The 25,748-nt window shown below is 66.3% G+C and carries 23 protein-coding genes and 3 tRNA genes; 5 read left to right on the top strand and 21 right to left on the bottom strand.

Annotated elements, in window-relative coordinates; genetic code table 11:
• Positions 1-2: 2 nt before the first annotated feature.
• From ABV518_RS11360 to ABV518_RS11285, 16 genes are all read right to left on the bottom strand, one after another.
• Positions 3-614, bottom strand: coding sequence for a hypothetical protein (locus ABV518_RS11360; RefSeq protein ID WP_367767188.1), 612 nt, complete (start codon positions 612-614; stop codon positions 3-5).
• A complete protein-coding gene (locus tag ABV518_RS11355; RefSeq protein WP_367767187.1) occupies positions 611-1,204 on the bottom strand; it encodes a DUF6286 domain-containing protein in 594 nt (197 codons plus the stop codon). Before ABV518_RS11355 ends, ABV518_RS11360 begins: the two co-directional genes overlap by 4 nt.
• Positions 1,201-1,581 carry a hypothetical protein gene (locus ABV518_RS11350; RefSeq protein ID WP_367767186.1) on the bottom strand — a complete coding sequence of 127 codons (381 nt, stop codon included), beginning with the start codon at positions 1,579-1,581 and terminating at the stop codon, positions 1,201-1,203. Before ABV518_RS11350 ends, ABV518_RS11355 begins: the two co-directional genes overlap by 4 nt.
• Complete coding sequence (locus ABV518_RS11345; RefSeq protein WP_131133405.1) at positions 1,578-1,769, bottom strand: hypothetical protein; 192 nt, start codon at positions 1,767-1,769, stop codon at positions 1,578-1,580. The genes ABV518_RS11350 and ABV518_RS11345 overlap by 4 nt, the downstream gene beginning before the upstream one ends.
• Positions 1,766-2,221, bottom strand: coding sequence for an Asp23/Gls24 family envelope stress response protein (locus ABV518_RS11340; RefSeq protein WP_131133404.1), 456 nt, complete (start codon positions 2,219-2,221; stop codon positions 1,766-1,768). Before ABV518_RS11340 ends, ABV518_RS11345 begins: the two co-directional genes overlap by 4 nt.
• A 138-nt stretch (positions 2,222-2,359) precedes the next feature.
• Positions 2,360-3,955, bottom strand: a complete 1,596-nt coding sequence (locus tag ABV518_RS11335) for a glycoside hydrolase family 68 protein (protein WP_367767185.1) — start codon at positions 3,953-3,955, stop codon at positions 2,360-2,362.
• A gap of 380 nt (positions 3,956-4,335) precedes the next feature.
• Positions 4,336-5,937 (bottom strand): glycoside hydrolase family 32 protein, encoded by a 1,602-nt coding sequence (locus ABV518_RS11330; RefSeq protein WP_367767184.1) that lies wholly within the window; start codon positions 5,935-5,937, stop codon positions 4,336-4,338.
• A complete protein-coding gene (locus tag ABV518_RS11325; protein ID WP_367767183.1) occupies positions 5,934-6,986 on the bottom strand; it encodes an ATP-binding cassette domain-containing protein in 1,053 nt (350 codons plus the stop codon). The genes ABV518_RS11330 and ABV518_RS11325 overlap by 4 nt, the downstream gene beginning before the upstream one ends.
• Positions 6,983-7,945: an ABC transporter ATP-binding protein gene (locus ABV518_RS11320; RefSeq protein ID WP_367767181.1), complete on the bottom strand. Its 963-nt coding sequence runs from the start codon at positions 7,943-7,945 to the stop codon at positions 6,983-6,985. Before ABV518_RS11320 ends, ABV518_RS11325 begins: the two co-directional genes overlap by 4 nt.
• A complete protein-coding gene (locus ABV518_RS11315) occupies positions 7,942-8,943 on the bottom strand; it encodes an ABC transporter permease (RefSeq protein WP_367767179.1) in 1,002 nt (333 codons plus the stop codon). The genes ABV518_RS11320 and ABV518_RS11315 overlap by 4 nt, the downstream gene beginning before the upstream one ends.
• Before the next feature lie 8 nt (positions 8,944-8,951).
• Positions 8,952-9,929, bottom strand: a complete 978-nt coding sequence (locus ABV518_RS11310; protein WP_131133399.1) for an ABC transporter permease — start codon at positions 9,927-9,929, stop codon at positions 8,952-8,954.
• A 186-nt stretch (positions 9,930-10,115) separates the two neighbouring features.
• Positions 10,116-11,789 carry an ABC transporter substrate-binding protein gene (locus ABV518_RS11305; protein ID WP_367767178.1) on the bottom strand — a complete coding sequence of 558 codons (1,674 nt, stop codon included), beginning with the start codon at positions 11,787-11,789 and terminating at the stop codon, positions 10,116-10,118.
• A 79-nt stretch (positions 11,790-11,868) separates the two neighbouring features.
• Positions 11,869-12,882 carry a LacI family DNA-binding transcriptional regulator gene (locus ABV518_RS11300; protein ID WP_367767414.1) on the bottom strand — a complete coding sequence of 338 codons (1,014 nt, stop codon included), beginning with the start codon at positions 12,880-12,882 and terminating at the stop codon, positions 11,869-11,871.
• A 397-nt stretch (positions 12,883-13,279) separates the two neighbouring features.
• Positions 13,280-13,355 (bottom strand) — tRNA-Phe (locus tag ABV518_RS11295).
• A gap of 48 nt (positions 13,356-13,403) precedes the next feature.
• A tRNA-Asp gene (locus ABV518_RS11290) sits at positions 13,404-13,477 on the bottom strand.
• A gap of 92 nt (positions 13,478-13,569) precedes the next feature.
• Positions 13,570-13,642 (bottom strand) — tRNA-Glu (locus ABV518_RS11285).
• 169 nt (positions 13,643-13,811) lie between these two features.
• Here ABV518_RS11285 and ABV518_RS11280 point away from each other — a divergent pair.
• Positions 13,812-14,834 (top strand): PHP domain-containing protein, encoded by a 1,023-nt coding sequence (locus ABV518_RS11280; protein ID WP_367767177.1) that lies wholly within the window; start codon positions 13,812-13,814, stop codon positions 14,832-14,834.
• A gap of 7 nt (positions 14,835-14,841) precedes the next feature.
• Here the strand turns inward: ABV518_RS11280 and ABV518_RS11275 are convergent, their stop codons facing one another.
• Positions 14,842-15,522 (bottom strand): DsbA family protein, encoded by a 681-nt coding sequence (locus ABV518_RS11275; RefSeq protein WP_367767176.1) that lies wholly within the window; start codon positions 15,520-15,522, stop codon positions 14,842-14,844.
• A 127-nt stretch (positions 15,523-15,649) separates the two neighbouring features.
• On the opposite strand from ABV518_RS11275, the gene ABV518_RS11270 reads away from it, so the two are divergent.
• The 4 genes from ABV518_RS11270 to ABV518_RS11255 all read left to right on the top strand — a co-directional run bounded on the left by ABV518_RS11270 (position 15,650) and on the right by ABV518_RS11255 (position 19,666).
• Positions 15,650-16,612, top strand: coding sequence for a DMT family transporter (locus ABV518_RS11270; RefSeq protein WP_367767174.1), 963 nt, complete (start codon positions 15,650-15,652; stop codon positions 16,610-16,612).
• 25 nt (positions 16,613-16,637) lie between these two features.
• Positions 16,638-17,066, top strand: a complete 429-nt coding sequence (locus ABV518_RS11265) for a metallopeptidase family protein (protein WP_131133393.1) — start codon at positions 16,638-16,640, stop codon at positions 17,064-17,066.
• A 42-nt stretch (positions 17,067-17,108) separates the two neighbouring features.
• A complete protein-coding gene (locus tag ABV518_RS11260) occupies positions 17,109-18,029 on the top strand; it encodes a cation diffusion facilitator family transporter (RefSeq protein ID WP_367767172.1) in 921 nt (306 codons plus the stop codon).
• 197 nt (positions 18,030-18,226) lie between these two features.
• Positions 18,227-19,666, top strand: a complete 1,440-nt coding sequence (locus ABV518_RS11255) for a C40 family peptidase (RefSeq protein ID WP_367767171.1) — start codon at positions 18,227-18,229, stop codon at positions 19,664-19,666.
• 21 nt (positions 19,667-19,687) lie between these two features.
• Here the strand turns inward: ABV518_RS11255 and ABV518_RS11250 are convergent, their stop codons facing one another.
• The 4 genes from ABV518_RS11250 to ABV518_RS11235 form a co-directional block, all read right to left on the bottom strand.
• The gene (locus tag ABV518_RS11250; protein ID WP_367767413.1) at positions 19,688-20,494 is read right to left on the bottom strand and encodes an ABC transporter permease; all 807 of its coding nucleotides are present in this window, start codon (positions 20,492-20,494) and stop codon (positions 19,688-19,690) included.
• Positions 20,495-20,597: 103 nt separating this feature from the next.
• Positions 20,598-21,632: an ABC transporter ATP-binding protein gene (locus ABV518_RS11245; RefSeq protein ID WP_367767169.1), complete on the bottom strand. Its 1,035-nt coding sequence runs from the start codon at positions 21,630-21,632 to the stop codon at positions 20,598-20,600.
• Positions 21,629-22,951, bottom strand: coding sequence for an outer membrane lipoprotein carrier protein LolA (locus ABV518_RS11240; protein WP_367767168.1), 1,323 nt, complete (start codon positions 22,949-22,951; stop codon positions 21,629-21,631). The genes ABV518_RS11245 and ABV518_RS11240 overlap by 4 nt, the downstream gene beginning before the upstream one ends.
• 86 nt (positions 22,952-23,037) lie before the next feature.
• On the bottom strand, positions 23,038-25,737 hold the full coding sequence (locus ABV518_RS11235) for a PEP/pyruvate-binding domain-containing protein (RefSeq protein WP_367767167.1): 2,700 nt from the start codon (positions 25,735-25,737) through the stop codon (positions 23,038-23,040).
• Between the last annotated feature and the right edge of the window lie 11 nt (positions 25,738-25,748).

The following is a 25,748-nucleotide window of genomic DNA, read 5'->3' as shown; positions in this document are numbered from 1 at the left end:
GCTCAGCGGACGCGTTCAGCCCGGCTGAACCGCGTCCGGGCACCGGCGCCAATGTGGATCAGCACCGGGGTGCGTTTGCCAACCACCGCATCCAGGGCGTCCACCAGGGTAGCCACCTCCGCCGCCAGGAGGTGCGGGGCGACGCCCTGGCGCGGGAGGAGCCGGACCTTCAAGGCCGGGCTGCCGTTGACCTCGTAGGTTGCAACGGTGGCACCGGCCAGGTCCGGACGTTCCGCGAGGGCCTGCTTGAGTGCCTGTTCGGCCACCCCTCCCCCGATCCGGACGTCGCCGGCGACTTCCCCGGCGTCGTCGTCTGAAACGAGCTGGTTGGTGCGGCCTTTGCCCTGCTGCGCCACCCACGCAACCATCAGCCCCATCAGCAGCAGCGTCACGAGGACAACCACGATCCAGAGCCAGCTCTCGGGCCTGCCGGGGAACCTCGTGTTGTTGAAAGCCTGGTTCATCCCCTGCCAGGCATCCTCCGACCAGGAATGCCACCACGTGGCGACTGCCGGAACGGTGGCCAGCAGGACCAGGAGCACTCCAATGGCGAGAAGCTTGATGCCCAGGATCGCCACAAGGATCCGATTTAGCAGGGCGGGTGTGCTGGTCACGCGCCAATCACCCCCGCCGATGCCAGGTTGATGCGGACCTCAGGAACCGGGAGCAGGGCCATCTCGCCAAGTTCGCTTTCCACTGCTGCGCGGATGGCTTCCCCATCCACAGGGACGCCGGACGTGGGACGGACGTTCACAATGACCTGGCGCCGGGAAACCACAACCATAACCTGCTCAGGCGTGACGTTGGCAGCGAGCCGGGCACGTCGTGCCAGGGCGGAAGCGATCACCTCGTCGTCCACCACCACTGCCGGACTGTTCCAGCCGTCCCCTTGGCCGCTGAGCACGTGCCGTGCGCGGCGCCCGGGAAGCACAGCGTTCAGAAGGAAGAACAGCCCGATCATTGCCAGCACGGCGCCCAGGGCGCCCAGCAGCAAGGGCGATATTCCCGATGGCAGCGCAACGAGCCGTTCCGCCGCAGTCTGCGGTTCGATCAGCCAAGCGGGCTGGCCGATGGCATGGACCGCTGCCTCCAGGAGTCCGTAGGCGCAGGCCACCACAACGAGGACTGCGGCGAACGATGCCACCACCGCGCGGGACGAGTGGGTCTCCCGGTAGAGGATTCTTTGCTTGTCCGGTGCGCTCATTTCACACGCCCTCCTTCGCTGATCCGGGCCCCGCTGATCCGGATGTCCACGCGGCTGAGCCGTGCCCCGCTGAGCGCGGTGACGGTGGCGAGGATCCGTGCTTTCGCAGTGACGGTGCGGTCCCAGATGGACCCGCCGAACGCAGCCACCCTGCCGGCGTCGGCTGCTACTGCCTTCAGCGGCGGGATGTGGATGGGCGCCACGAGGGACAGCGCCAGCAGGCCGTCGTCGTCGGACCAGTCTGCACGGATGTCCTGGGCAGGCACGCCCAGCGCCTCAGCTGCCGCGGCCCTGGCCAGGCTGGTCAGGGCCTGGGTGCTGATGCGGTTATGGCCGGCAAGGACCTGGCCCTGGAGCGTCGGTGCAGGCGAGCTCATGACGAGGAGCGCCGGCCGATGATGGCATCCAGGACGCCGCGCAGGTCCAGTTTCCCTTCCGCCGCGCGGCCCAGCAGGGCTCCGATTGCCATAAACAGCAGCGAGACCAGGAAGCCCCAGAGCCCGAACTGGAAGGACATGAACGCCACAAACGCCCCCACGGCGATTCCCACAACTGTCAGGTTCACAGGAGGGCCTCCCTTTCTGCGGTGGCCGGACCGGCCGGTTTAACAGGCGGGGCCACATAGACATCGGTGATTTCGACGTTCACTTCAATGACCTGCAGCCCGACGAGCTCTTCAACGGCGCGGTACACGGAAGACCGCACCTGGTCAGCCACCGAGTGGAGCGGCGCGCCGTAGGTGGCCACCAGGCTGATGTCCACCGCCACCTGGGTTTCGCCCACCTCGGCGTGCACACCTGCTGCGTGGTCGGAACTGCCGACGGCGTCCCGGATGGCGCCGAGGGCACGGGACGGCCCGGAGCCCAGCGAATAGACTCCCGGGACAGCACGTGCGGCGATGCCGGCAACCTTTGCCACGGCAGTTTCAGAGATGACGGTACGGCCGTGGCCAGGCACCAGGCTTCCGGCGCTATGTTTTTGGACGCCCGCATCGGGTTGTGGGTTCTGGTATTCCATCAGGCACTCCCCCTTCTGTTGAACCCAACCCTATCCCCTGCCTGCGGCTTAACGGCAGGAGGCGGGGACGCCCGGTCATGCCGGACATCCCCGCCTCCACCTGCGGAAGGTCTTGGATCAGCTTCCGCTAGGTGATGGTCACTTGTAGTGGCCTTCGCCGCCAACGCGGACGTTAGTGGGCAGGTAGCCGAACGGGCCGAGGCCGTTCTTGCCGAAGCTGCGGTCCACCTGGGAAATACCGTTCTGGAAGTTGATCTTCACCGTGGGCGAGAGGGATCCGCCGCGGACGCCGTTGACGTTGTCGATGAAGGACTGCACCAGGCCACCGGGCTGCACGTAGTGCGAGTAGGCCTGGAACTGGCGGCCGTTCTGGAGCGGGTTGGGGCCTTCCGGAGCGTTGGCCGGCATGTTCAGGTCCGTCGGGGAACCCAGGGCCAGACCGCTGTTGTTCATCGGCTGGTAGTCGGAACGGACACCGTCGCCGACGAAGCCGTAGACACCGTCGGGGCCGCGCATGCCCGCAGCGTACGTGAACTGGTGGCTAATGGTGAACAGGTAGTACTTGTTCTTGCCGTTTTCGTTCTGGATGAAGATCTGCGGACGCTCAGTCTGGTCGTTGACGCAGTTGGCGGAAAGGACCGGCGGCAGGAACGACCACTTGGTCAGGTCCTTGTTGTCCGCCACAGCCAGGCCCACGTTGGCGGTCTGGTAGTAGGCTCCCGAGCTGTTGACTTCGTTCACGTTCTCGGCGTTGGGGTCACCCGGCTGGTAGCCGAGGTCCTCGGGCTTGCACTCGTACTCTCCGCGGGTGCCGCCGGTATTGCCTTCGAAGACCATAAAGGTCTTGCCGGGGTGTGCCGGGTCAGCGAAGGTGTACGGATCGCGGAAGGCGAAGCCGGGGTTCTGGGCCTTGTTCTGGTACATCTTGCCGTCCGGCTCAAGCAGCTTGGTGTGCTCGAAGCCATCGAACGTGACGCCGTTCTCGTCCGCGTGGATCTTGCCCAGGGCCTTGGCGATAGCCGCGTCGGGGGCGATGCCGCCGCCGCCCGCGTTCCGCTCGGCCACATCGTAGAACGTGGTGGCCGTGTAGAACACGTTGACCTGGTTGCCCTGCATCAGGCGGGTGGAGCCGGACCACTCGGTGTTGCCGATCGAGGTGTTGTCCAGGAACAGGTGTCCGCCGTAGTTCCACTTGTCCTTCGCCGGGTCGGCGTTGGTCTTGCGGAAGAAGTAGCCGATCCGGGCGTTCCAGTGGCGCTGGTCGAAACCGTAGCCGGCATGCCGGTCGGCCACCAGGGAGAAGATGACGTCGTAGCCCTTGTAGCTGATCTGGTTGGCGTTCTCGTCTGTGAGGGACCAGGTGTCCCAGACCCAGACGTCGTCATTCATGGCGGGGAAATCCTCGGGGATCTCGGGCATGGTGACGTCCGGGCTCATGGAGTTCGCACCGGGAGTAACGGTGGAATCGCTCTGCGCCATGATCTGCTTGGCGTCCGCGCGGGTCCACTTGGAAGTGAAGTCCGACGCCGGGTCGTGGGCCTCCTGCGTGTGCTTGGTCGGCAGGGGGAAGCCCGGGGTCGGGGCCGGCATCTGCTCGGCCGCCGGCGGATCCGCCGGCTCGTTGGCCTGTGCTGACGGGATGGCCAGGAAGGCCGAGGCCGCTACAGCTGCCGCCAGTGCTGCGGCGGCGGGGCGCCACCGCAGCATCCGGGGGGTTTGGGGGTGCTTGTGCATTTTTGCTCTTCTCGCGGAGGTGAAACTATTCGTGGAAGACGGGCGTATGCCCTAGGGCCTCGAATGCACCGGCGAGCCCGACGACACCTCAGGCGTCATCGAGGACGCCGTTGTATCGAGGGGAACGGGGCTTGGGTGAGGCCCCGTACATGGCTCAGGAAGATCGTTATTTCCTGGCCCGCTTCTACGCTAGGCAGGCAGCGGAAAGCTTTTCAAGCCGTGTTTCGCGGCCAAAATCCAGCCTGTCAGACATTTGATGCAAGCGCTTACATTGCCCAAGGCGCGCGCGTGCCATAACGGTTTGGCCGAGTCAAATGTTTCATCGGAAAGTTTCAATCGTGGGAAACGTCACCCTGAGTCCACGCCGAATTCACCGAATGCTAAGGCGAGAGGGGCCGGTGGGGACCAATCGACGGCGAGTCAGGGAAAAGCGGGCGCGGGCCGGCGTAGATCCCTTCCATCCGCCAGCCATCGAGCTGCCGCAGGCGCACGTTCCCCGCGCCGGACAGCCGCACAGCCGTCCCGCCGAGGGTGGGGTAGACCCGGGCGGTCAGGGGCTTGCCGTTCGCGAAGATCTCCAACGCCGAGCGGTCCACGAGGACTCGAAGGTGGAGTTTGCCGCCATCCAGGTTCACAGGTCCGGACCGGTCCTCCGCGTCCACGGAATGGTCCAGACTGCTCCCCGAGCGGTCCAGCCGAAGCCAGGACTCCCCGCTACTTCCGGCGGCGCGGCCCACCTCGATGACCGTCTCCTCGGCGGGGCTTTGGGAAGTTCCGGCCGCGCCAACGCCTGAAACCAGGATCCCCAGCCGGAACACACTCCCGGGCTCCAGTTCAACGTCCAGTTCCAGGTCCAGTTGATTTCCGGCAACCCCGGCAAGGACGCCGCTGCCGGCCACCTCCCGCGGCCCGATCCTGATGTGGTCCCGGCGGAGCGCCTCAACCTCCGGGACGGGCGCAAAGGCGAGCTCCCCTCCGGAGTCGAGGGTCGCCACGCGCGGCAGGCTCATCACGCCAGACCAGCCGGCCTCCACCATGGCCTCATCCGTCCGGCCCTCCTGCAGCCACCCGAACATCACGCGGCGGCCGGCGTCGTCGGTGAACGACTGGGGCGCGTAGAAGTACCGTCCTCCGTAATCCAGCCGGCGCAGCTGCCGCGGGGTGTACGAATCTCCCGCGTACCGCCCGGTCCAGTACAGCGGGTGCCGGGTGTCGCCGTCGTCCCATGCGGAGAAGACGAGCACGTCGTCGGCCTCACCGCCGTCGGAACCGAGCACCCCGGGGCCGGCGCGGAACAGGTCCACACACTCCCACATGGTGCCTTCCCAGTCCGTCGCCGCAGGATCGCCGGCGGACGCGTCGCCGATGAACAGCGGCCCGATGTAGTCCCACGTCCGAAGGTCGGCTGACTCGTAGAGGAATGCCGTGCCGCCCCGGCCGCGGATGCCCGAGCCCACCAGCTGGCGCCAGCGGGAGCCCTCGCGCCACACGCAATGGTCCCGGTAGGCGGTGACGTCCACCCCGGCCGGCGGGGCGGCGATCACCGGGTTTTCCGGTGCTTTGGTCCAGGTGAGCAGGTCCGGCGAACCGACGGCCACACAGGGCAGTTCGCGTTCGCCGCGCCGGCCCGAATACACCAGGGTGGGCGCGCCTCCGTCGTTCACCAGCACCCCGGACCAGCAGCCGTCAGCGTCCGGAGAGTCCGGCCCGTCCGTGGGTTCCAGCGCGACTGGCTGATCCGTCCAGGTGACCAGGTCCGTGCTGGTGGCGTGGCCCCACAGGATGCGGTGGTGGAAGGCGCCCTCCGGGTTGTACTGGTAGAAGAGGTGGTAGGTGCCGTTCCACTGGCTGACCCCGTTGGGATCGTTGAGCCAGCCCGCGGGCGAGACGAAGTGGAAGCGCGGGCGGTGCGGGTCCGCCTCGGCGCGGATCACGAGTTCGTCCTGCGGCACGGTGGCCAGCGGGTGGGTCAGGCCGGTCATGCAGAAACCACTTCTTCCAGGGGGTCGGTTGCCAACGCGTGGCCGGCTGCAGCGGCCGGCGGCCGGTACAGATGGCAGCGCACCCAATGCCGGTGTGCAGGATCGCCCACCAGGTGCCGCACGGGTTCGGCGGAGGAGCACCGCTGCTGCGGGTCGCCGTCGTAAGCGCACGACGTCGGTTCCATCACTGCCGCCCGCAGCTCGGCCCGCTCGGCCGGATCGTAGGATCCGGTGCGGGCAGGGTCCGGAACGGCCGATACCAGCAGCCGGGTGTAGGGGTGCGCCGGATTCGCCAGGAGATCAAGCGATTCACCCTCCTCCACGAGTTCGCCGGCAAACATCACGGCGATGCGGTCCGCGAGGTAGCGCGCCGAGGCAAGGTCGTGGGTGATGTAGAGCATGGAGATGCCCTTGTCGTCCCGGAGCCCGCGCAGCAGGTTGAGGATGCCGATCCGGACCGAAACATCCAGCATGGAAGTGGGCTCATCGGCCAGGATCACCTCGGGTTCCACGGCCAGCGCCCGGGCGATGGCCACGCGCTGGCGCTGGCCGCCGGAGAGCTCATGCGGGTAGGAATTGAGCATGTCCGGGGTGAGTCCCACGGTGGTCATCAGTTCATCCAGCCTGGTCTGCAGCCGGTCCGGGGTCCCGGCTTTTCCGTGCAGGGTGAGGGAACGAGTCAGGAAGTGTTCGATCCGGTGGACCGGGTTCAGGGAGCCGAAGGGATCCTGGAACACCATTTGCACCTGTGCCCGGTACTCCTTGGATGCCTGGAACCGGTCCCGTTTCAGGACGTCCGTGCCGTCCAACAGGATCTGGCCGGCGGTGGGCCGTTCCAGCCGCGCAATGCAGCGGGCGAGGGTGCTCTTCCCGGAGCCCGACTCCCCCACGAGGGCAACGATTTCGCCCCTGCCGATACTCAGGTCCACCCCGCCGAGGGCTCGCACGGCCGCGCGGGAGAACAGGCCGCCGCTGTGGAAATCCTTGACCAGGCCCAGTACTTCAAGGGCCGGGGCTTCAAGGGCCGGTGTTTCGCTGTGTTTGCTCATGAGTGAGCTCCTTCCAGGGCAGGCTGGTTTTGGGCAGTCTGAGGCTGTGAAACCGGTGCCACGAAATGCCCGGGAGCAGCTTCCCGGAGGTCGGCGATGTTGCTGAACTTCACGCCGTCGGCCAGGCCGGTGAGCGGCACGCGCGGTCCCGTCAACGGTGGGAACGCTCCCATCAGCGCCTGCGTGTACGGGTGGCGCGGGGCGGTGTGGATGTCCCTGGACTTGGCCGTTTCCACGATCCTGCCGCCGTACATCACCGCCATCCGGTGCGAGAGTTCCACCATGAGGGACATGTCATGCGTGATGAAGAGGACGGAAAAACCCAGCTGGTGCTGCAGGTCCTTGATCTGCGCCATGATTTCCTGCTGCACCACCACATCCAGGGCAGTGGTGGGCTCGTCGAGGATCAGGAGCGAGGGCTTCAGCGCTACTGCCATGGCGATGACCGCGCGCTGGCGCATGCCGCCGGACAGCTGGTGCGGGTACGACTTAAGCCGGGCGGGATCGATCCGGACCAGTTCCAGCAGTTCGGCGGCCCTCCGAAGGGACTCCTTGCGGGAATAGCCGGCATGCGTGGTGAAGATATCGACGATCTGGTCGCCGATGGTCATCACCGGGTTGAGGGAGTTCATGGCCGATTGGAAAACCATGGCCACATCCTGCCAGCGGAACCGGCGGAGCTCCTCCTTGTCCAGCGCCAGGACGTCCCTGCCGCCGAAACGGATGCTGCCGCCGGCGATTTCCGCGGGGTCACGCAGCAAACGCATGATGGCGTTCGCGATGGTTGATTTGCCGCAGCCGGATTCGCCGGCCAAGCCGAAGATCTCGCCGGCACCGATGCTGAAGGAGACGCGGTCTACGGCGGTAGTGGACCGCGTGTCGCCGCGGTACTTCACGGTGAGGTCCTTGATCTCCAGGACGGGCTGGTGCGAGCCGAGGGAGGTCTGTGAGACGGTCATGCCGCTGCTCGCTTTCCGGTGGGGACGGACTTGGATTTCTTGATTTTCCGCAGGCGCGGGTTTGTAACCTCGTCCACCGCGTAGTTGATCAGCGCCAGCGAGAAGGCCACCAGCGCGATGCACACGCCGGACGGGACAAAGACCCACCAGCTGCCGGTGAGCAGAGCGCCTTCGTTGCCAGCCCAGTAGAGGTTGTTGCCCCAGGAGACCGTGCTGACATCGCCCAGGCCCAGGAACTCCAGGCCGGCCTGGGCACCGATGCCGTAGATGATGCAGGCCAGGAGCGTGCCCATCACAATGGACGCCATGTTGGGCAGGATTTCGCCGAACATGATCCTGAGCGGCCGTTCGCCGGTGACCACGGCAGCGGCCACAAAGTCCTTGGAGCGGATGGACAGCGCCTGCGACCGCAGCACCCGGGCGGAGCCGGCCCAGCCGGTGACCACCAGGACCAGGATGACAGTGCCAAGGCCCGGCGGCAGGAACGCTGCCAGGATCACCAGCAGTGGCAGGCCCGGCAGCAGCAGGAACACATTGGTGGTGAGGGACAGTGCCTCGTCGATGAACTTGCCGAAATAGGCCGAGGCGAGGCCCACCAGGATGCCGATGAACGTGGAGGCGAATCCCACGGTCAGGCCCACAAACAGGGAGCTGCGGGAACCGTGGATGGTCAGGGCAAGGACGTCCTGGCCCTTGGCCGTGGTGCCCAGCCAGTATTCGGCGTCGGGCTCCTGCGACGCCATGCCGGTGATCTTGGACGGGTTGTCCGGGAACAGAACCGGGGCCAGAAGCGCCAGGGCGATGAAAACCAAAAGGATGGCCGCGCCGGTCATGGCCTTCTTGTTGGTCAGCAGCCCATGCAGGAGGCTCCGGTTGGACTGCCGGACGGAAACTGCGGGCGGAAGCCCGGTGCCGCCGTCGGGCGTTTTGCCGGTGAACGGACCTGCGAGGGTCTCGCCGGGAAGGCTGGAAGCGGTCTTTGCGTTGGAAGTGGTCATGATCAGTCCTAGTTGCTGCGCACGCGCGGGTCGAGGCGGACGTAGAGGATGTCCACCAGGAAGTTGGCCAGCAGCACGGCGGCCGTGATGGTGAGGAACAGGCCCTGCATAAGCGGATAATCGAGTCCTTGCACGGCGGCCAGCAGCTGGTAGCCGACGCCCGGGTAGGCGAACACCACCTCGGTCAGCAGCGCACCGCCCACCACAAAGCCCAGGCTCATGCCGAAAGCGGTGACGGATGGCAGCATCGCGTTGCGGGCGGCGTAGCGGAACATGATCCGGCCCGGGCGCAGGCCCTTCGCCTCGGCCATGGTGATGTAGTCCTCGGCATTGGTGGCGATCATCGTGTTGCGCATGCCCAGCATCCAGCCGCCGATCGAGACGAGCACGATGGTGAGGGCAGGAAGGACCAGGTGCATGCCGACGTCGGAAATGAATTCCCAGCTGAAGCCGGGGGTGATGGTGTCGCTGAAGGCATGCCGGATGGGGAACCAGCCCAGCGTGACGCCGAACAGGTAGAGGGCGCCCATCGCGAGCCAGAAGTAGGGAAAGGAACCGATGAAAATCAGCAGCGGCGGGAGTGCCGAGTCAACGGCTCCGCCGCGGCGCCACGCCGCCAGGATTCCCAGCAGGTTGCCCACGACGGCGGCAATCACCAGTGCGGTTCCGCCCAGCAGGAGCGTCCAGCCCACCTGTGAGCCGATCACCTCGGTGACAGGGGCCGGGAAGCGGGAGATGGAAACTCCCATCTGCCCGGTCAGCATGTTGTGCAGGTAGCCGATGTACTGTTCCCAGAGCGGCCGGTCGTCCACGCCGAGCAGTTTTCGGAGCTGCTCGATCTGCTCGGGCTGCATCCGGTCCTGGGTCCGGGCGAACATCCGGGAGACGGGGTCGCCGGGCATAAAGCGCGGGAGCAGGAAATTCAGGGTGATGGACACCCAGAAGGCAATCAGGTAGAAACCCAGGCGGCGCAGGATAAAGCGCACGGTTTCCCTCCATTCGGGAATTACGGAAAGTGGGGCCCCGTTACCGAGGGGCCCCAAGCGAGCTTGCGAGTTTGGGGAGGTAATGGGGAGGGAGCACGCCCGGCGCCGGAATCAGCGCCGGGCGTGCAGATCAAAGTGGCGATGGGTGGGCCCACGCCCGGAGAACAGTCGTTAGGTAGCGACTCGCTATTTGCGCGGTTCCAGTGACGTCAGGACCAGGACCGTGGTGGGCGACTTCACCGAGAGGGTCGCGTACGGGTTCTTCTCCGTGGGCCAGCCGATGAAGCGGGTGTCGTTGAAGGCTCCCCATTCCGGGCCGGAGAACAGCGGCACTAAAGGCGCGACGTCGTTATATTCTTCCTGGAGTTTGTCGGCGACGTCCTGCTGCTTTGACTCGTCGGACTCTGCTGCGAACTCTGCAAGCAGCGCGTCCGCCGTGGCGTCCCCAAAGCGGTGGTAGTTATCGAAGGTTTTGGTTCCCACCGGTTTGACCGTTGCGGTGCCCATGGACGAGTTGAAGTACTTGTACGGGCTGGGGTCGTTGGCGCTCCAGACGATGCCGGAGTCGAAGTCGCCTGTTTCATACCCTGCTACCACAGCGGCCCAGTCCGGGGAGTCAACCTTGGCCGTCACGCCGACCTCGGCGAGGTTCTGGGAAATCACGTTGGCCACGGAAAGCCAGTCGGATGAAGAAGCACCCACGGAGATCTTGAACTCGAAAGGTGCGCCGTCCTTCAGCGTGCGCTTGCCGTCGGCTCCCTTGGCGTAGCCGGCCTTGTCCAACAGCCGGTTCGCAGCGTCCACGTCCAGTTTGGTCCACGTGCAGTTGTCCTTGACGCCGGCGTTCTTCCACTGTTCATAGTTGCCGGAAAGACCCGTGCAGTCGGCCGGCTTCGCGTAGCCGCTCATGCCGATCTTGGTCACCTGGTCGCGGTCCACAGCCATGCTCAGTGCCTTGCGGACGTCAACGTCATTGAACGGGGCCTTGGTGGTGTTGAGCTGCCAGTTGATCATCGCGCCCGTGGCGGGGAACCAGTACTGGCGGTGTTCCTTGTCCTTCGAGACGAAGGTCTTTTCAATGTTCGGAATGTACTGCGGCGCCCAGTCGACGTCGCCGTTCGCGGCGGCGAGGTTGGCGCCGTCGTTCCCTGCGAAAGCAAGCATCTTGATGCCGGCGATCTTCTGCTTTTCCGGCTGCCAGTAGTTGGGGTTCTTCTTCAGCACGAAGGACTGGGCCTGGAAGCTGTCCACCTCGGTGTACGGGCCGGTACCCACAGGCGTGGCGTTGGCGTCCTTGCCCGGGTCAGCAAGCGCGGACCAGATGTGCTTGGGCAGGATGGTGAGCTGGCCCAGGTCGTAGAGGGCCGGCGACCACGGCTTGTTGAAGCTGAAGGTGACCTTGTTGGCGCCCTCGGCGGTCACCGTTTCGAGGTATTCATAGCCGCCTTTGATCTTCTTCTGCAGTTCGAACGTGTAGGCCACGTCCTCGGCGACGAACGGCTTTCCGTCGGACCACTTCACGCCGTCGCGAAGGGTGAAGGTGATGGACTTGCCGTCGCCGGCCGCCTGCCACTCCGTGGCGAGCCACGGCACGGTGTCTCCCTTGGCTGGGTTGAAGATCAGCAGGGATTCATAGATCGACTGCTGGACCATCGGGTTCACGGTGGGCGCAAATGGGTTGAAGTTCTGCACGAACGTACCCATGTCCTCACGCGGAATGGTCAGGAATGCGCTCTCGGCCGAGGCGCCAGTGGCGCCCGTTGTGCCCTGGTTGGCTGAGCAGCCGGTGAGCAAAAGGGCCCCTACGGCCAGGCTCGCCGCTGTGATCCGGGCAGCCCTGAAGAATCGCTGTTGTGTCATGATGGGTATCTCTTTCCTCTCTTCATCGCTGAAGGTGAAGGTGTGGTTGGGGTTTTGCTTTTCAGGTAATGATTTGCCGTCAGACTGAAAAGCGTTCTAGCAGCGGACAGTCGACCATTTGCTGATGGGCGGTGATCGGCTGTCCTGCTGTAAGTCTTGCGAGTGTCTGGACTCCCAGAGCGCCCATTTTTTCGAATGGCAACGCAACCGTGGTCAGCTTTGGCCTGAGGTAGGCCGCAATCAGTTCCTGGTTGTCGAAGCCGATCACGGCGATGTCTCCGGGGATGGTCAGTCCCCTTTCCTTGATGGCGTCGTAAGCGCCCATCGCCATGCGGTCATTGAGACAGAACAGGGCAGTTGGCCTTTGACCTTTCGGATAGCGGTCCAGTATTTGGCAGGCTGCCTCGTAGCCCCCATCCGCCGTCGCATAACCGGACACCACCAAATCCGGATCCAGTTCCAGCCCGGCGCCCGCGAGTGCTTCGCGTGCACCCTCCAAACGCCCGACAGCGGCGGGGATGCGCGGGTCCAGATTGATGACTCCGATCCTGCTGTGGCCGGCATGGAGCAAACGATCGACGGCGACCCGGCCGCCTGCGCGCTCGTCCGGGACGATCGAGGGCAGCTTCCCATCCGCGTCAAAGCAGTTGATCAGGACAGTGGGCACCTCGTGGGCGCTTTCCGGAACATGCACGCCGCGGTGGAATGTTGCCGCGTACAAAAGCCCTTCCACTCGTTGTTCCAGCAGCTTTTCAACGGCTGCATCTTCCAGGCCTTGGTTGGGTCCTACGGCATCGGCCTGGTCGGAAGGCGCGATGAGCAGGAACCGGTGGTCAAGCCAGGCCTGGTCCTGGGCGCCCTTGATGATGTCAACTGCAAACGGGGCCGTCACGATCTCGGTGACGAGTCCGTACCAGTCGCTGCGCTGGGAAGCCAGTGCGCGTGCTCCGGCGTTGGGACGGTAGCCGAGTTTTTGGACGGCTTCAAGGATGCGGTGCTTGGTGTCCTGCGAGACGTTGGCGTGCTCCCGATCGCTGAGGACGAAGGACACGGCGGTGCGGGACACTCCGGCGTGCTTGGCCACGTCCGCCATGGTGACGCCACGCTGCGAAGAGGCTGCCGTCGTCGTACCTGCTGCGTTTGTCTTCGCTGCACGTGCGGGTGGGGTGCTGTTCGCCATTGAATGCTCCGGGACTTCTGCGTGGGGCCCGTCTAGTGACCGGCCGAATTTCATCTGGTTACGCGCGTTACATGCGACGTGTGATTTAGATTACGCGCGTTACATGGAACCTGTCAACGGCTCATTTTGGCGGGTCTCCTGCGGATGGACTTATCCCCGTGGGACTCCGGGGGGAATTGACCAGGCGGCGGGGAAAAGTCTGCCGGGGAGTGCTGGACCGCTGGTGGCCTGCAGTGGGGTTCGCGGCGTGGCAAAGGCAAGCAGCGTTAAAGAAGAAAAGCACCAGTTCCGAAGAACTGATGCTTCCCAGTGGTGGCTCCGACCGGCGTCGATCCGGTGACCTTTCGATTTTCAGTCGAACGCTCTACCAACTGAGCTACAGAGCCTAGGTGACACGTCACCTTGACCACCGGAATTGCTTCCGGCAATCAGAGCGACCCTGACGGGACTTGAACCCGCGACCTCCGCCGTGACAGGGCGGCGCGCTAACCAACTGCGCTACAGGGCCTTGCTTTTCTTGCTTCCGCAGTATCACTACCGCGTTTTTTCAAGGCTTCCAGCCTACCAGACTTTCTTAGCCTGCTTGACCAGTTCCTTGCGTACCCCCAACGGGATTCGAACCCGTGCCGCCGCCGTGAAAGGGCGGTGTCCTAGGCCGCTAGACGATGGGGGCCAGAACCCGTTCGGAGCAAAAAGAAAAGGCTTCGAGCCGGGGCTGTCAGTCTTTGTCCTTCGCAGTTCCTCCGAACTGGACTCTAAAACTATAGGGCCTACCCCGGGATAATCCAAAATCGGCCCACAGGCACCTGACCAAAGCGCCCCGAAGCGGCGAAGATGGACCCATGGATGCCGTCGCCGCGCTCAACGAAATTGCTTTCTGGCTGGAGCGGGAACGCGCCGCCACGTTCAAGGTCCAGGCCTTCCGGAAAGCGGCGGACATCATCGCCGGTTTGGAGCCCGCCGAGCTGAAGGCCCGGGCGGAGGACGGCCGGCTCAAACGCATGAAGGGGATCGGGGACCGCACCTACCAGGTGATCCGCCAGGCGGTCGACGGCGCGGTCCCGGACTATCTGGAAGACCTGCGCCAGCGCAGCACAGGGTCACTGGCCGAGGGCGGCAACGAACTCCTCGGCTCACTCCGCGGCGATCTCCACAGCCACAGCGACTGGTCCGACGGCGGCTCCCCCATCACCTTGATGGCTGAGGCCGCGAGGCTGCTGCGGCGCGAGTACCTGGCGCTGACCGACCACTCCCCCAACCTGAAGATCGCCAATGGGCTCACCGCTGAGCGCCTGGCTGAACAGCTCGACGTCGTGGCCGGGATCAACGACGGCACCAGCGGAAACGGCTTCACGCTCCTGGCCGGGATCGAGGTGGACATCCTGGAGAACGGCGAACTGGACCAGACGCCGGAGATGCTGGACCGCCTGGATATTGTGGTGGCAAGCGTCCATTCAAAACTGCGGTCGGACCGGAGCACCATGACGCGGCGGATGCTGGCGGGCATCCGGGATCCGCACACCAACGTGCTGGGCCACTGCACGGGACGCCTGGTGGAAGGCTCGCGCGGTACCCGCCCGCAGTCGGAATTCGACGCCAAAAAAGTGTTTGCCGCCTGCGCCGAAAACAATGTGGCGGTAGAGATCAACTCCCGTCCCGAGCGGCAGGACCCGCCGGACGACCTGATCCAACTCGCCCTCGACGCCGGGTGCCTGTTCTCCATCGACAGCGACGCACACGCTCCCGGGCAGCTGGACTTCCTGCAGTACGGCGCAGCACGGGCGGCCAGCAATAAGGTGCCCGCCGAACGCATCATCACCACGTGGCCGCTGGACCGCCTCCTGGAGTGGTCCAGAACGGCCTGATCAGGGGCTACTTCACGGCGTCGGCAAGTGTCTGCCGGAACTCCTGCTTGGTGCTGAGGGTGAGCTTTTCACCGTTGAGGAAAAACGTCGGGGTGCCGGTCACGCCCAGGGCAGTTCCGTCCGTGATGTCAGCCCGGATGCGTTCCTTGGTTTTGTCGTCCGCGACGGCGGCATCGAACGCCGCGAGATCCAGCCCTAGTTCCCCGGCGAAAGTCCGAAACAGGGGCGCTTGCGATTCGGCCTTGCCGTGCCACTGGTCCTGGGTTTCAAACAGCCTGGCCTGCATCGCTTCGAACTTTCCCTGCTGTGCCGCGGCTTCAACAGCCAGGGCTGCCTGTCCGGAGTTCGGGTGCGACGACAGCGGGAAGTAGCGGTTGACGAAGGTGATCCGGTCGCCGAACTCCTGCTTGAGCTCTTCGACGAAGGGGTGGATGGAGCGGCACGCCTCGCATTCGAAGTCGAGGAACTCCACGAGCTGCGCCTTTTCCACAGAGGGTGCGGTGAGCCTGTGGCTGTCTGTCCGGACAAGCTGTTCGCTGCCTGCCACCGGCGGGTCCTGCGCAGGTTTGTTGGACGTGAGCACCGCGTACCAGGCCGCTCCGCCCACCACGATGACGGCCAGCAGGATCCAGATGACCAGGCGGATTCGTTTGGCAGTGTCAGGCGATGAAATTGTGGCTGAGACCATGGCACGCATCCTAACCGAGGCTGTGCATTTCCCTTCACTGTCCACGCCCGGACTATTGGCAGGAACTCGACTAGACGTGGCCGATTTCCGCCAGCCGCCAGTGCCCGAGCGGGGCTAGATTAGCAGCATGGCAACCACCTCCCCCACGAACTCCGCTACATCGACGGCACCGCCCGCGCTCCCGAACCGCGTGAAGGCGCTCGGCGTCGCGGCCGTGGTGGTGACCGTGGTGCTCTGGGCGTCGGCGTTTGTGGGCATCCGGGCGATCGGACCTACTTTTTCCCCCGGCTCCCTGACGCTGGGCCGGCTGGCCGTTGCCGCCGTCGTGCTCGGCGCACTGGTGGTGCCGCAACTGGCTAAAAGCAAAGTGCTTCCGCGGGGCAGGGAATGGTGGCCCATCCTGGGGTACGGCGTGATGTGGTTCGGCGGCTACAACGTGGCCCTCAATGCGGCGGAACACCTGCTGGATGCCGGGACCGCCGCCCTGCTGATCAACGTCAATCCCATCCTGGTTGCCATCATGGCCGGATTCTTCCTGAAGGAGGGCTTCCCCCGGTGGCTGATCATCGGCAGCCTCGTGGCGTTCGGCGGGGTGGCTATGATCGCGCTCGGCTCCGGCTCAGGTTCCGGGGAACGTTCGACGGCGGATGTGGCGGGCGTGCTGCTCTGCCTCCTTGCCGCTGTGCTCGCCGCCGTCAGCGTCATCATCCAGAAGCCGGTACTGCGGAAATTCCCCGCGGGCCAGGCCACCTGGTTCGGCATCATGGTGGGGGCAGTGTGCTGCCTTCCGTTCAGCGGCCAACTGGTGTCCGAGCTGCAGTCAGCACCGCTGCCGGCCACATTGGGCCTGGTGTACCTGGGCATCTTCCCCACCGCCATCGCCTTCACCACCTGGGCATACGCTCTGTCCCTGATTGATGCCGGCAAGCTGGCCGCCACCACCTACCTGGTGCCAGGCACCACCATCCTGATCTCGTGGCTGCTGCTCAGCGAGATCCCCACCGTCTGGGGCTTGGTGGGAGGCGCGGTCTGCCTGGTGGGAGTGGGCCTCACAAGGCGCCGGTCCCGCCCCCTGCGCAACGCCGCCTGACGGGGTTTCCCGCTAGAGTCAGGGTATGCCCGCACACCTACCGCCCGGACTTCCCATCATCCCGGACGGTCCGCAGGAGACCCCTCCGTTCTCGATGTCCGACGACGAGTTCGAATCCGCCGTCAGCGACGCCCTGAACCGGATCCCGGCCAAGATCGCCCGGGCCATGGACAATGTGGCGGTGTTCATCGACGACGACTACATTCCCGGGCCCGGCGACGATCCGGACACGGTCCTGCTGGGGCTGTATGAGGGAGTCCCCCTGACGGAGCGGGACTCGTGGTGGGACGCGGGGTCCCTGCCGGACAGGATCACCATCTTCCGCCAACCCATCCTGGACATCTGCGAGACCCGCGAGGACGTCGTCGAGGAGGTGGCGGTGACCGTCATCCACGAGATTGCCCACCACTTCGGCATCGACGACGAGCGCCTGCACGAGCTCGGCTGGGATTAGCGCTCCCTGGTTTCGGCTTCCCCTGGGACTAGCCTTGTAGGCATGGGACACGACCACCACCATTCGCACGGGATGACGGCTACCGGCCGGCACCGCAAGAGGCTTCTCGCTGTCCTGGCCATCACGTTGGCTGTTGTCGTGGTCCAGGTGGTGGGCGCCGCTCTGTCCGGATCGCTGGCATTGCTCGCCGACGCTGGCCACATGCTCTCTGATGCGGCAGGCGTGATCATCGCCCTGCTGGCAGCCTGGATCGCCGGACGGCCCGCCAGCGACCAACGGACCTATGGCTACCAGCGCGCCGAAGTCCTGGCGGCGCTGGCAAACGCGCTGATCCTGATTGTGATTTCCGTGGTCATCTTCTCGGAAGCCATCCGGCGCATCGGCTCCACCCCCGAGGTCCAGACCGGCATCATGCTCTTCGCTGCCATCCTGGGCTTGGTGGCCAACGTGGTGTCCTTGCTGATCCTTCGGGGGGCGCATGAGGAAAGCCTGAACGTCCGCGGGGCCTACCTCGAGGTGCTTGGGGACCTGCTGGGGTCCGTCGCGGTCATCGCTGCTGCCGTGGTCATCCTGATCACCGGCTACCAGGCCGCGGACACCATCGCCTCAGTGGTGATCGCCCTGATGATCCTGCCGAGGGCGTGGAGCCTGCTGCGGGACGTGGTGGATGTCCTGCTCGAGGCAACCCCTAAGGGCGTCGAGGTGAAGATGATCCGCGAACACATCCTCTCGGTCGAAGGCGTCACCGACGTCCACGACATCCACATCTGGACCATCACCTCGGGAGTGCCCGTCTTTTCCGCACATGTGGTGGTGGAGGACGGGGTCCTCAACGCCCGGGGCGCGGACCAGCTCCTGGACAAACTGACGGCCTGCCTCGGGTCCCACTTCGATACGGACCATTGCACGTTCCAGCTTGAACCTGCCAGCCACTCAGAGCACGAGTCACAGCAGCACGCGTAGCCCCCGAACGTCAGCGACACACCCCGCGGAAATACACTCCATCGGCCCTCTTGTTGTTTATGTTATTGATGTGACCAGTGTTGCCAAAGTGCATGGGGTCCCGTAGCCTCTGAATGCTGGGTGATCGGCAGAGGGGCACTAAGTGCCGACCAATCAGACCTCGCTCCCCAGCCCAAAGATGCTGCGAGGTTCTACGAATGGCTTTGACCGGACCCTGCCGTTGGGCCGCCCAACTGGGACTCGCCGTCATACTTCTTGGCAGCATCCCGCTGCAGGCCCAGGCTGCGCCGACGCCATTGGCCCCGGCTGCTGCGGTGCCTGCAATCACCATTCCGGCTGCCCCGGAGATCCCGTCCCCCGAAGACATTGCCGCGGCCAAGGCAAGTGAAAGCGCGACGGCGGACCAGGTCACCGCCATCGAACGGCTCCTTGCGGACGCAGCGCGCGCCCAGGAGGCCACGTTCGCGCTGGCAATGCAGGCAAACAACACGTACAGCGAGGCGCTCGTTGAGCTTCAGGCACGGCAGGCGGCCGCTACAGTTGCCACGGCGCGGGCAGAAGTTGCCGGGCTGGAGCAGGACAGGACGCGCCGGCAGGTGGGGCAGCTGGCCGGAGACCTCTACCGCAATGGCGGCATGAACCCTGCCCTGACCACTTTCGTCACGGGCGGCGGGGACGTGCTGGGACAGGCGGCCACGCTTGAAGCCATCTCGGCAAGCCGGAGCCGCGCCTTCGAATCCGCTGCGAACGCCGCAACGGCGGCAACGTCCCTGACAGAAGCGGCCCAGGACGCCAACCGGGCAGCAGACGATGCAGCCAGGAACGCCGAAGCCCGCAAGACCGAGGCCGAACAGGCCAATGCCGCACAGGCCAAGGCAGTGGCTGAGGCTGCGGGGCAGCGGACGGTCCTGGTTGAACAGCTCGCACAGCTGCGGAACACCACGGTCGCCCTCGAAACGGCGCGCGTTGACGCCTTGGACCGGCAGCGCGAGGAGGCACGGCTTGCTGCCATGACCGCCGCCGCAGACCGGGCGGCAGCCGACCAGGCTGTGGCGGACCAGGCTGCCGGAGGCAACACACCGCTTGCACCGGCGGCACCAGCACCTGCCCCAGCTCCTGCGCCCGCACCGGCACCGGCACCCGCGCCCGCCCCCGCACCGGCACCAGCACCCGCGCCCGCTCCAGCACCAGCGCCCGCACCCGCACCCGCGCCCGCACCGGCTCCAGCACCAGCTCCGGCCCCCGCACCGTCACCGGCACCGGGCGGCTCCAACGAGACGGCCATCTCGGTGGCAATGACCAAAGTCGGCGCACCGTACTACTACCAGTGGGGCGGCACCGGCCCGAATGGCTTTGACTGCTCGGGGCTGGTCCAGACTTCCTTCGCCGCCGCCGGCAAATATCTCCCGCGCACCGCCTCGCAGCAGTACGCGTCGGCACCGGTCCATGTCCCCATCTCGCAGGCCCGGCGGGGCGACCTGCTCGTGTGGGGCTCGGCGCCGAACTTCTACCACGTTGCCATCTACCTCGGGAACGGCCAGGTGGTACAGGCGCTTAACCCGGACGAAGGCATCGGCGTCACGTCGCTGAGCAGCATGGCCGGCATGCAGCTCCATCCGTACGCTGCCCGGTACTGACGCCACCGCCGGGGCACAGCGTCAGGACAGGACGTCCTTGGTGACGAACCTGCCGTAGGCGAGCGCCCCGAACACGGCCATGTAGCCCGTCTGGAGCAGTGCGTTGCTGGCGAAGGAATCCCACAACACCGGCTGGCGGAGGAGATCCCCGAATCCCAGCCAGTAATGGCTGAACAGCCACGGATGCAGCCATTCCAGCTGGGGCAGCTGGTCCAGGACCTGCGAGACCACGGACAGCACCACCGTGGCGGCCATGGCGCCCACCGGAACAACCGTCAGGGTGGACAGGAAAAGCCCGATCGCCGAAAGCCCGGCCAGCGACACCGCCAGATACGCCGCGATCAGCACCAGCCGCACGGCAGCCTCCGGCGGCTGGACCACGTCCCCGGACAGCAGGGTGACCGGCCCGACGGGAAACAGCGACGCACCGATGGCCGCCCCTGCCAGTGCAACCATAACGGGCGCCGCCACACAAAAAGCCAATGCGCCGGCGTATTTGACCAGCAGCAGCCGGACACGGCCGGCCGGTGCCACCAGCAGGTACCGCAGGGTGCCCAGGCTGGCCTCCCCTGCGATGGTGTCGCCGGCAACAACCCCGATGGTCAGGGGAAGGAACAGCGGAACAGACACCAGCATCGCGGTAACCGCCACAAAGAGCCCGTTCTGTGAGATCCGGTCCAGGAAGGCCGGTCCGCGGCCCGCCGGGACGCTGGACGAGAGCCGGACCGCGACGGCGATCAGCACCGGTATAGCGGCCAGCGCCAGGAGCATGGCCCAGGTCCGCCGGCGCCTGAACAGGACGCTCAGTTCAGAACCCAGGAGCGGGATGCTGGACGCCGCGCGGTCCCTCGCACGGACGTTCGTGGAGACGTCCCTGGACTGGGCACCGGACCCGCCCTGCGGAAACCTGTTGGGCAGTTCGCCCGGCACGCTACTGGGCAACGTCGAACCCCTCCCCCGTGAGCGCCACGAAGCGGTCCTCGAGGCTTTCGCGTTCAACCGTAAATCCGCGGACGCGCACTCCGGCTTCCACCAGCCGGGCAACGATCTCCTCCGGCGCAACGGACCCATCCACTGCCCCAGCACCGTGCCCTGCCACAGCGCCCGGGTCCCCGCCGGTCCCCAAGGTGGCGGTGACCACCCCGTCGGTTTCGGGGCTGCCGGCCACGGGAGTCATCCCCAGCCGCGCCAGGACGGCAAAGGCGGTGCCGGCGTCGGGCGTTAACAGGCGGATCCGGGCCTCACCGGCCTGCCGGAGTTCCGGGAGCGGGCCCTGGGCCACGAGCCGGCCGGTGCTCATGATGGCAGCATGCGTGCATATCTGTTCCACCTCAGCCAGCAGGTGGCTGGAGACGAACACCGTGGCGCCGTCGGCGGCCAGCGAACGCACCAGGTTCCGCACTTCCCGGGTCCCCTGCGGATCCAGCCCGTTGGTGGGCTCGTCCAGAACCAGGAGTTCGCGGGGGGACAGCAGGGCATTTGCGATCCCCAGCCGCTGCTTCATGCCCAGCGAATAAGCATGGACCCGCTTGCCGGCAGCATGCGAAAGCCCCACCCGCTCCAGCGCCTCACCCACCCGGGTCCGTCGCGTGGCCGGGCGCGCATTCCGGCTCGCGGCGTCCAGCCGGTGCAGGTTGGCAGCGCCGGACAGAAAAGGGTAAAAGGCCGGCCCCTCCACGAGGGCACCCACACGGGGAAGGACCTCATGGAGCCGGTTCGGCATGTCCAGCCCGAGGACGCTGACGGTGCCCGACGACGCCGCGGCCAGGCCCAGCATCATGCGGATCGTGGTGGTTTTTCCTGACCCGTTGGGGCCCAGGAATCCGAACACGGAGCCGTGCGGCACTGCCAGGTTGACGCCGTCTACGGCGACCTGATGGCCGAACCGCTTGGTCAGGCCCTGCGTTTCGATGGTCAGCCCGGTGGCCCCTGTCCCTGATGCGTTTTTGCCCACAGCGGCGGTCACTTGGCCACGGCGCCCGCTGCGGCCTGCAGCCGCTCCGCCGGAACCATGCCGACGAAGATCCGTCCGTCGTCGGTGATCAGCACGTTGAGCAGTGTGGTGGACAGGAGCCGTCCACCGGGAACGACGACGGCGGCCTGGGCAAGGAACGGATCCTTCAGGAGGGATTCACTCAGCATGGATCCTTGTCCGGCCGGTGCCGCGGGGAACCCGATCACGGTTTCCCAGCCGGTTCCCGTCACGGTGGGCCGGGCCATCGAACGCATCTGCGAGCGGCCGGTCCCCGAGTGGACCTCCGCGGCGGCTGCATCCGGAGTGACGATCATGCCGGGGGATCCCGGGAAGCCCGACGTGATCGGCCAGGGCCGGGCACCGGGCAACGGCAGCTGCAGTTCCTTGACGGTGGCACCGGGCGGCGGGGCGAAGGTGAACAGCGAATCGTCGGGCTTCGCAAGGGAGAGGCTGGTGAATCCGACCTGGAAGGCAGGCTCCGCCTGGTCACGGGCCGTCACCGTGACGCGCAACGGCAGTCCCGTTTCGCCGTCGACGGCGATAGCCACCCGTCCCACGAGGGTCCCCTGCGTGCGGGGCTCCAGCAGCAGGTTGTAGGCCGCCCTGCCCGCGACTTCCACGTCGGGGCCCACGGTGACCTGGGTTGAGCTGTCCACGGCGGCCAGCAGCCTGGCTGCGATGTCCTCCGGCGTCGGAATGGAATATTCCGGCATTGGCACCGGCACTGGTAGCGGCATATCCGGTGCCGGGACCGGCGGTAATGGCAGGTCAGGCGCAGGGCGTTCCGGCTTTGGTAGCCCTGGCGTCGGGGCTGGTGCCGGGACCGGCGGCATGGGGGCTTTCGGCGGTTCAGCCAGCGGCAGGTCCCGGGCGAACGACGGAAGGGTCAGGTGCGCGGCCGAATTGTCCCTGGAGCTGTAGAACCAGATCTCGCTGCCCCGGCGGATGACGTCGCGTTCAGCGAGACGGTCCACCACTTGAACCCGGACATTCGACGGACCGTCAATAAATACCCGTGCCGTGTGCTGGCCGGTCAGGAGATCGGCGATCGAGGCCGCTCCACCGGCCGACGCAGGACCGGAGGACGGGGCAGTGGAAGGTAGTTCCGGCAAGCCCAGCTCGGAGGTTTGCTCCACGGTTCCGGAGAGAGTGGTAATGGTGTGTCCACCAAGCAGGACGAGCACCTGCGCCGGCGTCTTTACGGGCAGCGGGTCGCCGGCGCGCGCCGGGATGGATCCCGCCAGCACCCCGGCGGCGATCACGGCTGGTACTGCAGCCGCCGGCATCCACCGCAACCATGCGCGGCTCATGCCACCCACACTCCATCCTTGGAGCCCATACGTTCAGGTTACGCCTGGGACGAGCCCCGGACACTACCCGTTTTTGGGTTCAGCCACTACCCGGGCACCACGGTTCCGGCGGCGCCGTCCACCGTGATCCGTTGCCCGCTGGACAGCAAGACCGTGGCGTCCGGGACGCCCACCACGGCCGGGATACCGTACTCCCGCGCCACCACGGCACCGTGCGAATTGGGGCCGCCCATCTCCATGACCAGGCCGCCCGCCGTCAGGAACAGCGGTGTCCAGCCGGGGTCCGTGGACGGCGCCACCAGGATCTCCCCCGGTTCCAGGTGCGCTCCCACCGGGTCCAGGATGACCCGCGCGTTGGCGCTGACAATACCGGCCGACGCCGGGCTGCCGCTGAGCGTGCCGGGCACCAGGGGTGCCGCGCCGGCGACGCCGGATGGCACCGCTTCGGGTTCAGTTCCGTCCGAGAGAAGGAGCCGCGGCACGTGGCGTCGTTCGAGTTCACGGGCGTACGCTTCCCTCCGCCGGTCAACGAGGCTGCAAAGGTCCGCGGACGTGCTTCCGGTGAGGCCCTGCCGTGCTTCGCTGAAGTCGAGGAAGAAGACGTCGTCCGGATCCGCGATGGTTCCGGCCTCGGCCAGCGCGGCTCCGACCTGCTGCAGCTGCCGGCGCACCTCGGCGAGACCCACCACGATCTGGTACTTGGGCATTTCACGCAGCCCGGCGAAAAGCCTGGCCCGCCGCAGCGCCGCCCGCACCAGGGCACCTCGGATCCGGCCGCGGCGCCGGGCTTCCGCCACAAGGCGCACCACGGTTTCCTCGGCCTGCTCGGTGGCAGTGTTGAACTGCACGTCCGGAGCAAGCCTGGAGTCCTCCAGCCGGAGGTAGTTGGCCAGCACGCCCAGGATATGGGTGGGATCATCGGACCAGCGCGGCATGCCGACGTCGATTTCAGCAACGGCCCGCTGGCCGTACCTGTCCATAAAGCGGGCCAGGCCGGCCTGCAGCACAGCAGGCAGTTCCCCGGCATTGAATTGCCGGGCCAGCGCGGCCGGTGCCTGGTTCCTGACCGCACTGGACGATCCGCCGTCGTCCCTGATCACCGTGGCGAGCCGCCACAGTTCCAGGTCCATCTCGGTGGTCACGTTGTTTGGCAGCCCCCGCAGCACGTGCTGAAGATCGTCCCAGCGGTTCTTGCCGCCGAGCAGTTTCCCTGCGAGCGCCAGCATGCCGAATCCCAGCGCCGGGAGGGGAAGGACGGCGGGCACGATCGAGAAGAGGCGGTTGCCCAGGAGAAATTCGGCGTGGTCGAGGCGCTCGGCCGGCGTGGCGCCGGGCCCGAGTTCCAGGGACTTCCCGAAGTCCCGCGCAAACCGGTTCACCCGCCGAAGCGCCGCTTGCGGCCTGAACAGGGCGCGGAGAAGGGTCTCAGGGGCCCTGGCATGTACCGCCGCCGGAACCACGTGCCGCAGCAGGCCGATGGGGGTCTTGTTCGTCACCGAAAACCTGGGATCTTCGAAGACGCGCCTCAGGACCGTGGCGGAGCGGGCCTCCATCACGTCAAACACGCGGGGAACGATCCGGCGGCCGACCTCGCTGCGGGCAACGGTGGTCAGGTCGAAGTAGATGCGCTGGCCGATTTCCGCAAACGGTGACGGGCCGTTCCGGGGCTCCGGCACGTCAAAGCGGGCAGCCCGCGCCACGGAGGAGCCTATGAGTTTGAAAGAGGCCAGCCCCATTGGCGTGATGGGGCGGGTGAGGCCCTGGGCGAGGCTGAAGCACAGGTAGACCCGGGTGCCTTCCCGGGCCGGTTTCCCCTCCGGCAGTGGATACAGGGTGGTGATGGGACGGGACTGTGTCAGCCATAGCCGGCCATCAGCATCGATGGCCCATTCGGTGTCCTGGGGCGAGCCGAAATGCCGCTCGACACGCAGGCCCAGCCGGGCAAGCTCGGCTGCCTGGCCGTCCGTCAGGCAGGCGTCGGTTCCGGCGTCGGGCATATCCAGGGTTTCGGTTCCGCCGCCCTGCAGCGGCCGCACCACCAGGCGTTTGTCCCCGAGCCGAGTCTCAATGACCCGCCCGGTGTCGGGGTCCACCACAAAGTGGTCCGGGTTGACTGAGCCGGAGACCACGGCTTCGCCGAGCCCGGGGCTGGCATCGATGACGGCCTGCCGCCGCCGGCCGGTTAATGGATTGGCGGTGAACATCACTCCGGCCGTTTCGGCGTCCACCATCCGCTGGACCACAACGGCCAGCGCCACGGTGGAGGCGTCGATCCCCAGCTCCGCGCGGTAGCTGACGGCACGGTCGGTCCAGAGCGAGGCCCAGCAGTTCCGGACGGCTTCCACGACGGCGACGGTCCCCACCACGTTCAGGTAGGTGTCCTGCTGGCCGGCGAAGCTGGCGGAGGGAAGGTCCTCGGCCGTGGCCGAGGACCTGACCGCTACCGGCACATCAGTGCCCAGGGCGGAATAGGCCTGCCCGATGGCGGCGGCTATGCCGGAGGGAACCGGTGTGCCGCGGACCAGGTCCCGCGCCTGTCCCGCCAACGCGGCGAGGGCAGGCAGGTCGCCCGCGGCCGTGGCAGTCAGCGCCTGATGGATTTCGGCGAGGCTGCCCTCCCCATCGGTTGCCTGGAGGTAGGCGTCGGTGGTGAGGCAGAAGCCCTCCGGTACGGGCAGCCCGGCGGAGAGCAGCTCACCCAGGTTCGCAGCCTTGCCGCCCACGAGCTGCAGCATGCCGGCGCGGACGTGCTCCAGTCCCAGGACCGGGCCAACGGTGTCTGGCATTTCCATGCCTC

Source organism: Arthrobacter sp. HS15c, from assembly GCF_040812005.1.
Classification (GTDB): domain Bacteria; phylum Actinomycetota; class Actinomycetes; order Actinomycetales; family Micrococcaceae; genus Arthrobacter.
The sequence above is the reverse complement of the archived record's forward strand: the minus strand, read 5'-3'. Positions and strand labels throughout refer to the sequence as shown.

Coding starts and splice junctions, on each gene's coding strand:
- ABV518_RS11355 (WP_367767187.1), bottom strand. CDS start 1,204: ATGAGCGCACCGGACAAGCAAAGAATCCTCTACCGGGAGACCCACTCG.
- ABV518_RS11350 (WP_367767186.1), bottom strand. CDS start 1,581: ATGAGCTCGCCTGCACCGACGCTCCAGGGCCAGGTCCTTGCCGGCCAT.
- ABV518_RS11340 (WP_131133404.1), bottom strand. CDS start 2,221: ATGGAATACCAGAACCCACAACCCGATGCGGGCGTCCAAAAACATAGC.
- ABV518_RS11335 (WP_367767185.1), bottom strand. CDS start 3,955: ATGCACAAGCACCCCCAAACCCCCCGGATGCTGCGGTGGCGCCCCGCC.
- ABV518_RS11330 (WP_367767184.1), bottom strand. CDS start 5,937: ATGACCGGCCTGACCCACCCGCTGGCCACCGTGCCGCAGGACGAACTC.
- ABV518_RS11325 (WP_367767183.1), bottom strand. CDS start 6,986: ATGAGCAAACACAGCGAAACACCGGCCCTTGAAGCCCCGGCCCTTGAA.
- ABV518_RS11320 (WP_367767181.1), bottom strand. CDS start 7,945: ATGACCGTCTCACAGACCTCCCTCGGCTCGCACCAGCCCGTCCTGGAG.
- ABV518_RS11315 (WP_367767179.1), bottom strand. CDS start 8,943: ATGACCACTTCCAACGCAAAGACCGCTTCCAGCCTTCCCGGCGAGACC.
- ABV518_RS11305 (WP_367767178.1), bottom strand. CDS start 11,789: ATGACACAACAGCGATTCTTCAGGGCTGCCCGGATCACAGCGGCGAGC.
- ABV518_RS11300 (WP_367767414.1), bottom strand. CDS start 12,882: ATGGCGGACGTGGCCAAGCACGCCGGAGTGTCCCGCACCGCCGTGTCC.
- ABV518_RS11280 (WP_367767177.1), top strand. CDS start 13,812: ATGGATGCCGTCGCCGCGCTCAACGAAATTGCTTTCTGGCTGGAGCGG.
- ABV518_RS11275 (WP_367767176.1), bottom strand. CDS start 15,522: ATGGTCTCAGCCACAATTTCATCGCCTGACACTGCCAAACGAATCCGC.
- ABV518_RS11270 (WP_367767174.1), top strand. CDS start 15,650: ATGGCAACCACCTCCCCCACGAACTCCGCTACATCGACGGCACCGCCC.
- ABV518_RS11265 (WP_131133393.1), top strand. CDS start 16,638: ATGCCCGCACACCTACCGCCCGGACTTCCCATCATCCCGGACGGTCCG.
- ABV518_RS11260 (WP_367767172.1), top strand. CDS start 17,109: ATGGGACACGACCACCACCATTCGCACGGGATGACGGCTACCGGCCGG.
- ABV518_RS11255 (WP_367767171.1), top strand. CDS start 18,227: ATGGCTTTGACCGGACCCTGCCGTTGGGCCGCCCAACTGGGACTCGCC.
- ABV518_RS11240 (WP_367767168.1), bottom strand. CDS start 22,951: ATGAGCCGCGCATGGTTGCGGTGGATGCCGGCGGCTGCAGTACCAGCC.
- ABV518_RS11235 (WP_367767167.1), bottom strand. CDS start 25,737: ATGCCAGACACCGTTGGCCCGGTCCTGGGACTGGAGCACGTCCGCGCC.